The 10,754-nt window shown below is 70.2% G+C and carries 10 protein-coding genes; all 10 read right to left on the bottom strand.

Annotated features, from left to right (window positions below):
- On the bottom strand, positions 1-748 hold a 748-nt coding region (locus tag ACFV0Q_RS30870; RefSeq protein WP_385009697.1), incomplete at its 3' end, for a type II secretion system F family protein.
- Entirely contained in the window at positions 748-2,313 is a 1,566-nt protein-coding gene (locus ACFV0Q_RS30865; protein WP_385009695.1) for a CpaF family protein, read from the bottom strand. The genes ACFV0Q_RS30870 and ACFV0Q_RS30865, both read right to left, overlap by 1 nt.
- On the bottom strand, positions 2,303-3,124 hold the full coding sequence (locus ACFV0Q_RS30860; RefSeq protein WP_385009693.1) for a hypothetical protein: 822 nt from the start codon (positions 3,122-3,124) through the stop codon (positions 2,303-2,305). The genes ACFV0Q_RS30865 and ACFV0Q_RS30860 overlap by 11 nt, the downstream gene beginning before the upstream one ends.
- A complete protein-coding gene (locus ACFV0Q_RS30855; protein WP_385009691.1) occupies positions 3,121-3,840 on the bottom strand; it encodes an SAF domain-containing protein in 720 nt (239 codons plus the stop codon). The genes ACFV0Q_RS30860 and ACFV0Q_RS30855 overlap by 4 nt, the downstream gene beginning before the upstream one ends.
- Positions 3,841-3,896: 56 nt before the next feature.
- Complete coding sequence (locus tag ACFV0Q_RS30850; protein WP_385009689.1) at positions 3,897-4,484, bottom strand: ATP/GTP-binding protein; 588 nt, start codon at positions 4,482-4,484, stop codon at positions 3,897-3,899.
- A gap of 275 nt (positions 4,485-4,759) precedes the next feature.
- Positions 4,760-5,368 (bottom strand): hypothetical protein, encoded by a 609-nt coding sequence (locus tag ACFV0Q_RS30845; RefSeq protein WP_385009688.1) that lies wholly within the window; start codon positions 5,366-5,368, stop codon positions 4,760-4,762.
- Positions 5,369-5,957: 589 nt separating this feature from the next.
- Positions 5,958-6,866 carry a replication-relaxation family protein gene (locus tag ACFV0Q_RS30840; RefSeq protein ID WP_385009686.1) on the bottom strand — a complete coding sequence of 303 codons (909 nt, stop codon included), beginning with the start codon at positions 6,864-6,866 and terminating at the stop codon, positions 5,958-5,960.
- Positions 6,863-9,448, bottom strand: coding sequence for an ATP/GTP-binding protein (locus tag ACFV0Q_RS30835; protein WP_385009685.1), 2,586 nt, complete (start codon positions 9,446-9,448; stop codon positions 6,863-6,865). Before ACFV0Q_RS30835 ends, ACFV0Q_RS30840 begins: the two co-directional genes overlap by 4 nt.
- Positions 9,430-9,687: a hypothetical protein gene (locus ACFV0Q_RS30830; protein ID WP_385009683.1), complete on the bottom strand. Its 258-nt coding sequence runs from the start codon at positions 9,685-9,687 to the stop codon at positions 9,430-9,432. The genes ACFV0Q_RS30835 and ACFV0Q_RS30830 overlap by 19 nt, the downstream gene beginning before the upstream one ends.
- 431 nt (positions 9,688-10,118) lie before the next feature.
- On the bottom strand, positions 10,119-10,754 hold a 636-nt coding region (locus ACFV0Q_RS30825; protein WP_385009681.1), incomplete at its 5' end, for an NlpC/P60 family protein.

The following is a 10,754-nucleotide window of genomic DNA, read 5'->3' as shown; positions in this document are numbered from 1 at the left end:
GGGTGCCGTAGGGGGCCGTGTAGGAGGGGATGAGGAATCCGGCGCCGATGATGCCGAGGGTGATGATCGTCATCCACCGCATCGTCGTTCGCGGTTTGGCCCGGTCCGCTTCGATCGCGCGACGTCGGGCGACTTCCTCGTGGACGGATTCGGCGAGGTCGTCCAGCGCCTGGGCGAGGCCGGGGCCGCGGTCGGCCGCCGACAGGATCAGCGCGGCCACCACCTTGTCGGCGGTAACGTCGCCCAAGGCGTCACCGAACTCGCGCAGGGCGTCGGTGGGCCGCCATCCGACCTGGAGGCGGTCGACGAGGTCGGCGACCTCCTCCGCGATGGCCTCGGGGCATCCCTTGCGGGAGATCTGCAAGGCCTCGTCCAGGCCCCGCCCGAGCCGCAGGACGTTGGCAAGGCGCTGCGTCCAGTCGCCAAGCGATTCCAGCTTGGCGATGCGGGCAGTGGCCGATTTCGTGGGGGAGAGCAGCCACGGCACGCCGATGACGGCCAGGAACACCATCGCGCCCGCGACGAACATGCCGGTGACCAGCCATAACAGGATCCCGGCTACGGCGCCGACGGTCAACCGGGTGCGGCGGGCCATCTGTTCGTCACGGCTGGCGAGTTGCTGCCCGGCCCTCATGCGCGCGGCGAGCCCGGGTCCTTTGGGGGTGGTGGTACCGACGATCCCGGCGACCAGCCCCACCAGACCACCGGTGAGCGCGAGACCGGCCACCACCCACAGCAGCAGCGTCATCACTGGGCGCCCTCCGCGATCATCAACGGCAGGGCCGTCGTCCAGGCGCCGCCGGGCTCGGACAGCAGGGAGGCGTCGAAGCCGACGCGGCGCAGGTCGTCGATGCAGCGGGGGAGCATGAGCGGTACCGCACGGTGCTCGCCCCACTCCGGGCGCGGCCCGAAGATGGTGTTGGTGTCCGGGCGGCCGCCCTCGCCGATCCCGGTCACCTCCAGGACGTGGGAGACGAACCGGTGGCGATGCCCGCCGATCTTCGTCTCGTCGATGGAGGACACGAACACGATGAAGTGCAGCCCGTTCGCAGCCTGCCGGTAGGCCAGGGCCTCCGACATGTTGGCCTGCGCGAGGAGATACAGCTCGGCGATCCGGTCAAACACCACCGACGGGTGGATGGCATGCAGGGTGCACAGATTGCCACCCGCCCCGTTGGTCATGGCCTGGAGCATGGCCACGATCTCCGGGCCGCGGACCTCACCGACCACGATCCGGGTCAGCGTCATGCGCAACGCCCGGTACATGAGGTCCATGAGAGTGATCTCGCCAGCGGCCTGCCCGGCGACCCTCTCCCCGTTGGACTCGCGGGCCTCCATCGGCACGACCTGGCGGTGGTGCCCGTTCTCGTGGGCGAAGAGCTCGAACTCGGTCTCGAGGGTGGCGAACCGCTCGTCGGGATCGATCTCCTTGAGGAGCGCGCGCAGCAATGTCGTCTTGCCGGCGGCCTGACCGCCGACGATCATGACGTTCTTCTCCGCACGGACGCACGCCCGCAGGAACTGCCCCAGGGCGCTGTCGAGCATCCCCCGGCCTACGAGTTCGGGCAGGTCCGCGTGCCGCATCGTGTGCCGGCGGATCGTCACGAACGTTTCGGGGGTGACCTCGGTGATCGCCTGGAGACGGGACCCGTCCGCGAGGCGAAGTGCCAGGAACGGGTCCGCTGTCGATAGGGAACGCTCGTTCTGGCCGGTGGTGCGCCGGGCGAGATCCCGAAGGAGTTCGCGCAGCTCCTCGTCCGAGTCCGCCACCGGCGCGACCTCGACGCGGCGCCCGTCGGTGAAGTCGAGCGACGTCCGGGCGTACCCGTTGATGAAGATGTTCTCAACCAGCTGGTTGTCGAGATGCTGCTGGAGCCGGCCAGCCCGGAACTGGAGGTCGAACACGGCTTGAGCGGTCGCCGCGTCCTCACTCGCCGACGTCGCAAAACCACGTTTGACGGCCTCGGAGTCCGACCACACCGCGACCTGTTCATTGATCAGATGGCGGCCCTGCTGCTCCTGCGCGGCCAGACTCATCCCCGGCCGGGCCCGCAGTATCTCGGTGAGCCGCTCCCCGACCTCCTTCTTGATCAGCCGGACGGCCGCGTAGTCCACGGCAGCCGACGGACTGGCGACGGCCACCGCCTGGGACGGAAGGCTGGAACGCGGGTCCGCCGGACTGCCCCCGCCGGGCGTCGAGGGCCCGCCGTGGGGCTGGGCCGTGCGGTGCGGGGCGAGCCCGCGGGGGGCGGCGAGGCGAGCTTCCAACGAGCTGGTGACCTGGGGGTTGCTGTGGAGGGGGTTAGCGCGCACCGCGCACCACCCGCCCCAGACCGGAAGCAGGCGGGGGCAGAGCCAGACGGGATCGGCGGATCACCACCAGCTCCTGGACCCGTACAGCGGCAGACCGTGCCGCGCGCATCAGCTCACCCGACTCGAACCGGCGCGGTTGCTCCGCACCGTCGGAGAGCACCGCGGCCTCCTTCGGCCGCCACGGCAGGACCGCCGTCACCGTGATGCCCAGAATTTTGCGGACCTCCTCCTTCGAGAACGGGCCGCCATCCACCAAGAGCATGCCAATCTCTGCGCCGGTCCCGAGTTGCTCGCGCAGCGTGTCCAGGCGGACCTGGGCGCTCTGGAGCCCGCGCAGCGTGTTCCGGGCGACCAGCACCAAGGCATCGGCGCGCTGCGCGAGCACAGAGGACGGGCCAAACGCGCCCCGCCGCCCGAGGTCGATCAGCACGTCGTGCCCGTGCTCCTCGATCCCCGAGAACAGGGCCGCGAGGGGCTTCCACACCGGCTCCATCGCGGAGGCGTGCGCAGGATCGTACAGACCAGGCAGCACCAGCCGGTCGCGTGTCCCCGCGTCGGTGACGTCCACTAGCTGCCGCCAGAACGCCTCACCGAGCTGCCCCTGACGGCCCGCCACCGCCAAATTCCGCAGGCCGTGGCTGTTGTCGAGGGTGCCCTGCAAAGCACCGGGCAGGATCGCCCCGCCGTCCGGGTCCGCCTCGGCCAACACCACCCGATGCCCCTCCGACAGTGGCCACGTCATCAGCAGCGCCATCGCCGCCGTGGTCACCCCTGGCGCACCAAGCCCGCCTGCAAGCGCGATCACCGTCATGAGCTGCCCCCCTGCGCCGCGACGATCAGAGCGACCGCGCCAGTGGCGGAGCGCGCTGCCAAGGTCGGACCGTCGGCGGCGGGCACCGCCACATCCACCGTCACCACCCCCGTCGCAGGTGCCGCCTCGCCGACGGCGACCACCGTCGCGGCCAGCGTCTTCGGCACCCCGGCCGGCTCACTGGCCTTTCCCCCGGCCGCGGCCGCCTGCGCCGGGTCCGGCGTCGACACGATCAGCACCTTCTGCCCCGATGCCAGCCGGCTCGCGGGCAACTGCGACGGCTTGAGCGCCACACCCACCAGCTGCTCGTCCGCCTTGACCAGCGAAGTGGAGGTGACCTGGGCAGGGGAGAGCAGCGAGCCCGCGGTCAGTGCGATGGCGGCGCGCTTGCCGACCATGTCGGCCATGCGCGTGACGGGCACGGACTTGACCGCCGGATCCAGGGCCAGGGAGGCCGGTGCGAGGTCTGCGTCGGTGATCGCCCTGCCCACTGGCACATCTCGTGCCACCACGAGCACCGCGGAACGCTGACCGGACGCGGTGAACAGCAGCGCCCCCGACAGGCCTCCGGCTGCGATGAGCGCGACGGACAGGGCGATCAGGCCCGGCCGGCGCCGCCGTTGGCGCACGACGCGGGGTGCCGCCGCTGGTTTCCCTGGGCTGCCGGGCCCCGGAACGGCGGGCCAGTCGGGCGCGGACGTGGTGGTGGTGCTCACGTGCAGTGTCTCCAGAAGAAGAGGAAGAAGGGGACTGAAGCGGTCGCCTGGGGGTGTTACTCGCCCACGACTTGGACTTCGCCGACCGAGACGGTGAATGGGGACTGCCGTACCTCAGTCAGCTGGCCGGTCTGTCCGCCGCCGGACACGGCCCAGTCGACATTCCACGTGGTGGTCGCGGTGCCCTGGTACTTGCCGCCGGGGGGACTGGCCGACGTCGACCGATAGAGGTGACCGCAGTCAGGGGAAGGCGTCATGCCGCGGGCGGCGTTGTACGGGGTACCCGGACCTGAACAGGTCACGGTGGAGTCGTCACCCATGTTCCAGGCGACAGACGACACCTTCGCGGTTGCGGTCACGGTGATCCCGCCTGCAGACGCGGACGCCGTGTTGGGCCCCCAGGTCGTGGGACTCTGACTCACCCACAGCCACAGCGGTACCCCGACCGTGTATGTACCTGCTGCCCTGGGGCTGATGATCGACGGACCCGCGAGGAGCATGCTGTCCACCGCCTGCTGTGCCAGCACAGCAGGGTCGACGGACACGGCGTCCGGAGTGTTGGACCACTCCGTAGTGGTGACGATGTTTCCGTTGACCGATTCAATCCAACTGCATTCCTTGCGATAGACCGCGCCGTCCCCCACCTGGTGTCCTTCCCAGGCTGCGCTTCCTGCAGGGGGCTGGGGGTCCAGCAAGGTCCGCGTGCACGCCCACCGTGAATCGGGTCCTTTGGCTCCGCCTCCGCTGTTGCCGCCCTTGCCTTGCTGTCCGGCGTTGCTGCCGCCCTGACTGGGCTTGTCGGCACAGACACTCACCCACCCCGAGGCGCCTTCGCACACACCCCCGTCCGCATAGGCGGGAGCAGGGGTGGCCAAAACCACCGCAGCCGCGCTCACGGACGCTGCGACCGCTCCCCGTCTCAGCACGTGCGGTCGCCGTGCCGGACGAACTTCGTCAGCATCCACCGGCCGCCCTGGAACTCTGCGTCGAACTCGGTGATGTAGCGCATGGGCTGCTCTGTGGGGAAGGGCCTTACCTGACCGCTGGCACGATCGATGATCTTCCAGGTGGACAGATCGAAGCAGTCGGAGATCGTGGCCGTGGGGAGTTCGCCGGACATATTCACCGCCGAGACCTCGGCGCGATGCCCCGGCGTGCCCTTCATGGCGGTGCCGGCCCGCTGCATGTTTGCGATGTCGGTGAGCGTCTGGTTCAGCGCGTCCTTGGCGGCGTAGTCCACCAGCTTCGTACCCTTTTCGGTCCCGGCCTGGTAGGCCTTGACGGACTCATCCCAGAAGGCGCTGTATGTGGCGAGGACTCTGGACTTTTCGGCGGCCTGTGGATCGGCACTCACGGACGTTGACGTGCTCGTGGACGGGTTGGCGCTGGGGCTCGGGGGCGCTGCCCTATTGTCGTTGAGGTCCTTGGTGCACCCGGCCGTGAGGACCACCACAGCCGCGGTGACGGTGGCGGCCGCGAGCAGCTGGCGGCCAGCGATGTGGGTCCGGTGCTGTCGTGCCGTTGTCATGGAACTCTCCCCTGTTGGTCACCTCGGTGGGCGGGCGTGCAAGGCGGCCCGCCCGGCCGTGTCATCGCTGGTGCAACGTGTTTGCTTCGTCGCGGTGCGTTGTACAGCGCACCCTATGACGACAACGCCGTAGCTCCTATGGGGTTCTTTGGGCTCATGTGACCGAACATCACATGTTGGCCGCAATTGTCGAAAACTCGCATGTAGAAGGCCATTTGAAGTGCGGTCTTGTGTCTCTATGAGTGGTTGAGTTCGGCCTGGCGGAATGCGGCGGGCTAGTGGCCGAAATGCATTTCCATGGCTTGATCTTTGCTGGTGTAATCCTCGGTGGCGGTACTCACCGATTCAGTCACCATCGCCCGCCGCGCTGGGTAACGATTGCGTTCTGGCCGAACACTCACTACTCACCGGTGGTGGCAATGGTGCGTGCCCACCGGTCGTCGGCGGCCTCCAGCTGGTCCACCGCGGGCTCGCATCGGTCTGCCCCGTTCATGCCTCGCCCTCCCGCTTGGGCGCCGTCTGCCGTGTCCTTGCCGACGTCGTGGACCACGTCTGTCGGCGGACTGTGGTGGGTGTGGTTCGAGCCTGCTCACAGCTGGGTCCAGCCGCGCAACGCGGCATTGCCGGCGAGGGGGGTCCAGACGGCTGCCTGTGGTCCGTGGGCTTCGAGGTCTTCGAGGACGGCGGCGCCGAGGGGGACGCGGGCGGCGAGGCGGGTGACGAGGTCGTGGTCGGCGGTCATGCTGCGCAGGTCCTGGATCCGGGTGGTGAGGGTGGGGCGTGAGGCGCCAGTGAGGATGAACAAGATGCGGGGGAAGCGGGGGTAGAGGCGTTGCCAGGCGAGCAGGGTGCCCTGGTCGGCGATGGTGCCCCGGCGTCCACCCGGCTGGGGGGTGTAGTCGTGGAAGCGGGAGTAGCTGATGAGCTTGCGGGCGAGGCGCTCGCTGCTCATGGTGGTGCGGTCGATTTCCACGAAGGCCCGGTACTGCAGGCGGCGAGGGCTGGCGGCGGTGTAGTGGAACACGGCGTCGGCGATGAGCCGGTCCTCGCCTGCGGTGTCGGGGAGGCGGTGGGTGACTTCGGGCATCCAGTCCAGGGGTTCGTACTCGTCGCCGCAGGCGCGGGCGTCGGTGAGGAAGGCGAGGTGTGCGCGGACGCCGGTGAGGATATGGGCGGCGCGCAGTGAGGCGGCGGCCGCTGAGGGGATGCCGGTCGCGGTGCGTCCGCGCAGCTCGGGCCAGTCATGCACCATGGCGAGGCCCTCGGGGGTGAGGAAGTGGGCTTGGAGCCGGCTGCTGGATCCCAGGGTGGTGTGGGTGATCAGGCCCTGTTCGCGCAGAGGCACCAGGACGCGGTGGATCTTGCGGGGCGGGGTGTGGGGGGTGAGCATCTGGTGGAGCTGGGTGGTGGTCAGCAGCCGGTGCTGAGCGATCAGGGCGAGGGCCCGGTGGGAGTGGGTGTCTTCGGTGGCGGGCTGGAGCCTGGTGGCGGTGGTCATGCGTACTGCTCTCCGGCGTTGTCGTTGGCGGTGGGTGTGGTGCGGGTGGTGAGGAAGGCGCGGACGGATTCCTCCTGGGCAAGGGCGATCACGGTTCGCTCGTTCAGGGGCAGGGCCTGGGCGGAGGTGTGTGCGGCCTTGCGCAGGGCGCCGATGTGGGCGGGCCGCGCATGCTTGTCGAATACCTCGCGTAGTTCGGGGCCCCGGATAGGGACCGGTCCGATCCGCTTTCCCGCGACGGTGAAGCTGGCGTAATGCCACCACCGATGCAGGCCGGCGATGTCGCGGGGGGCGACCGTGTCCGGCCACTGGGCGGTGATCTGCGTGATGGCCTCCACGGACCCGGCCGTGGTCGACATGCAACTGGCGTTTTGCATCAGGGCGGCGCGGGTCGACGGGTTGAGGCGGTGCAGGAGCTGGGTCATCCCATGCAGGCGGCAGCCGAACTTGCGCAGCTGCTCGGTGATCTCTGCGAGCACGGTGGACGATTGCTGGTCCAGGGAGATGAGTTCGTCCAGGTAGAAACGGAAAGAGCGCCGCGCCTTCTCGGGGAGATCGCGGCGGGACAGGCCGGCGCGCAGGAAGTCGTGGACGAACAGAGAGATCAGCAGGCGGTCGGTGGGTCCGGTCCCGGGCGGGCAGATCCACAGCACCTGTCCCTGGTCCATGGCCCGCCGGATGTCGTACCCGCTGACCGGACATCCCAGAAAGGCCCGGACGACGGGGGAGGCGCCGAGGCGCTCCAGAGGGTTCAGTACCGTCGGCAGTGCGTCGCGGGGTAGGTCGGGGAAGCTTCCCGTCCACCACTTCTTGGCTTCGGGGTCCAGGGCGGCGGTGACAAGGTGGCGGAAGGCTGGGTCGGTGAGAAGCGACCGCACCTGGAAGAGCGTCGCCTGCCGCTCGGGCACCTGCGCGGCGACGGCCGCCGTGTTGACGGTGACCAGGGCCTCGACGGCCTTCGTCATGATGGTGAGTGCCCGGGGCGCTGAGACATCGTCCCAGCCCAGGGCGCCGGCGAAGGCCCCGACGACGGCCGCAGTCACCTCGTGCGGCGGCTGCCGGGTGCTCATGTCCAGGAGGTTCCAGCAGGAGAGCATGCCGCTATCCGTGCGGATGGTCAGATCGAAGAGCGCGACACGGTCGATGAGGTCCTGGTGAGCGAGGTAGCGGGCAACGTCCTCGAAGCTGTCGCCGTGCGGGTCCACGAAAGCGAGCCCGTGCCCGTTGTGGGCGCTGGCCACGGCGTGGACCTGGGCCCGCATGGTCTTGCCCCATCCGGCCTTGCCTGACTGGATCTCGAAGAGAGTGTCGTCCTCATGGGTGGCCAGCAGCCGCTCGCGTCCGTCCGCGCCCCGGTACCAGCCCTGGGGCAGCAAGTCCTGGCCGGGCTGGTAGGTGGGCATATCGTTCTCCATCAGCGACACCCGCGCGGTCACGGTGGGCGGCTTCAGGAGTCCGGCGAGCTCCTCGATGTGGGCCCACCCGCCCCGGGCAGGCCGCATCAGAGCGCTCGCCCACCGTGCGTCGAACCGCTCCCGCCACGGCCACCGGTCCGGACCGATCCGCACCGGACCCAACGCCCAGCCCTTTGAGGCGAGGCGGGAGGTTCCCGCGTACACGTCCATGGCCGCCCCGATCCGGGTAAGGCGCTGCTCCGCCCTCCCGGCCGTGTCGGAGGCGCACCGCACCAGGATCTGTACGCGTACCAGTCCGGGGGTGTAGGCGAGTTTGCCCAGTGCGGTGTCGCGGTCGACGTGCCGGGGATGGGGTGACACGACCATCCGGCTGCGGGGGGTGCCGCGCCATTCGGCCGGGTCCAGGAGCCGGCCCACGGTGACAGGCAGACTGTCGACGGACTCCTGGCTGAGCCACCGAGCCTCGCGCTGCGCTTCGCGGCGGGCTTTCTCCCGGGCCCGCTGCATGGCGTGGAAACGGTGAGCGGCCAGGTGCCAGCGTGAGGCGGGGGCGAGGTCGACGCACACCTCGGCGAGATCACCGAGCTCGGAGTTCAGGTCGGCGACCGCGTCGATCAGCGGCTGGAGCGGGTCCGGGTCCAGGGGCACGTCCCGCAGCCGGGACCCGGGCTCCCCGTGCAGGGCAAGTACCGCCCGCACCGTGTGCTCGCGCCGCTTGTCGGCCACCGGATTCGCCGCCTTGACCTGGACACGGGCCCCGTAAGGGGTCTGTCCCAGCAGCGCGTGCGCGGAGGCAGGGGCTTCGATCCGGTAGGTGAGGGGCCGCTGGCCGTCGGCGCGCAGCCGCAGCCGCAGCGTGCGCGCCCGCCGCGGGGTCCACCACGGTCCGGAGCCGGCGGCACGCACCAGTTGCATCCCCTGACGCCAGATCTGCTCCGGACTCGGATCGAACTGGGGCGTGGGGGCGAGCTCGACATAGGCGCGTCGGGACAGGGCCTCTGCGGCCAGGCGCTGTTGCAGCGTCTCCCAGCCGACCAGCGCGGCGGCCGCGATAAGGGCAAGCCACCAGGCGTTCGCCACCGCCCAGTCGGCGAAAGCTGCGAGGGCGGCAAGGATTTCGGCGCCTGCGCCGAGGGCCCCGGATGCCATTACGCGGTGCGGTTCCATGATCCGTCTCCGTTCTGGGTGAAGCGGACGGCCGCGGTGCGGCCGTCGAGGAAGGTCCCGGCCGGGTCGGCTCCGGCCCATACCAGCCGCACCACCGCCCGCACTGGCTCGCGCGAGCCGACGTTCGGGCCGGGGTCGGGGGCTGGTGGGGTGTCGCGGCGGGCGGTGGTGGCCTGGATCCGCACCTGCGTGTAGCGGGCCGTGTCGGCCAGCCATGCTGTCCGGCCGAGTTCGAGCAACCGCCGCTCGTCGGCCGTCGGCAGATCGGGGCTGCTGGCCTGGTCGAGGGCATGCTGGATGAGTGGGTCGGCGGCGGGCCCGGATCCGGGAGGCGGCAGCTCCTGCAGTGCCGGGCCACCGCTCGACAGGCTGCCGGACGGGGCCGGTGGGGGAGCCGAGGACGGCGGCGGCGCGGCGGACTGAGGCGCGGGAGTGAAGCCCTGGGACTCGACTGTCTCGAGCCGCGACGTAGGCGGGGCCGACGGCGGGGCGGCCGACTTCGTTGGGTTGGCCGGGTTCGGGCTCCGGACCGGTACCGCTGCCGACGGGGGCTGTGAGGCGGACGGGGGAGATCCGGCGCCGTGGATTCCGGCGTACAGGAGGCAGATTCCGGTGGCAGTGAGGACGGCGGCGGCGGTGATCAGGCGCCCGCCTGTCCAGGGCGCGGTGGTCACAGGAGCCGCGCCCCTCCCGCGTAGTCGGGCATCGCGGTCACCGGGTCGATCCGTACGGGGGTTCCGGGCTTGGGTGCGTTGATCATTTTTCCGTCGCCGAGGTAGATCCCGACGTGGTGGATGGTGGAGTGGGCGCTGGGGTCGTAGCCGTAGAAGATGAGGTCGCCGGGCTGCAGGGCGCTGTATCCGGCTGAGGCGGGGATGCGGCGGCCGGCACCGGCTTGCTCGGCTGCGGTGCGGGGGAGGTTGATTCCGGCTTTGGCGTAGGCGTACTGGGTCAGGCCGGAGCAGTCGAAGCCGGTGACGGTGCTGCCGTCTTGTCCGCGTGGGGAGCAGCAGATGCCGGTGGTGGGGCCGGAGGGGCCGCCGCCGCCCCAGGAGTAGGGGAGGCCCTGCTGGGCGAGCGCGGCCTGGATGACGGCGCCGATGTTTCCCGAGGGGAGGGCGGGGACGCGGCCGAGGGCGTCGTAGCGGTCGATGCCCGACATGACGTCGTCGACGTAGGCCCAGGACAGGTTGTAGGTGTGGATCGCGGCGCGCAGCTGGTCGCGGTCGCCCAGGTTGCGGCCGTTGCCGCACAGGTAGACGGCCGCTGACAGCGCGGCGTCGTCCACGTTGTGCGGGGTGATGGC

It is taken from the genome of Streptomyces sp. NPDC059564 (genome assembly GCF_042735575.1).
Classification (GTDB): domain Bacteria; phylum Actinomycetota; class Actinomycetes; order Streptomycetales; family Streptomycetaceae; genus Streptomyces.
The sequence above is the reverse complement of the archived record's forward strand: the minus strand, read 5'-3'. Positions and strand labels throughout refer to the sequence as shown.

What these genes read in the sequence shown, in the direction of transcription:
- ACFV0Q_RS30860 (WP_385009693.1), bottom strand. Translation starts at nt 3,124, where the DNA reads ATGACGGTGATCGCGCTTGCAGGCGGGCTTGGTGCGCCAGGGGTGACC.
- ACFV0Q_RS30845 (WP_385009688.1), bottom strand. Translation starts at nt 5,368, where the DNA reads ATGACAACGGCACGACAGCACCGGACCCACATCGCTGGCCGCCAGCTG.
- ACFV0Q_RS30840 (WP_385009686.1), bottom strand. Translation starts at nt 6,866, where the DNA reads ATGACCACCGCCACCAGGCTCCAGCCCGCCACCGAAGACACCCACTCC.
- ACFV0Q_RS30835 (WP_385009685.1), bottom strand. Translation starts at nt 9,448, where the DNA reads ATGGAACCGCACCGCGTAATGGCATCCGGGGCCCTCGGCGCAGGCGCC.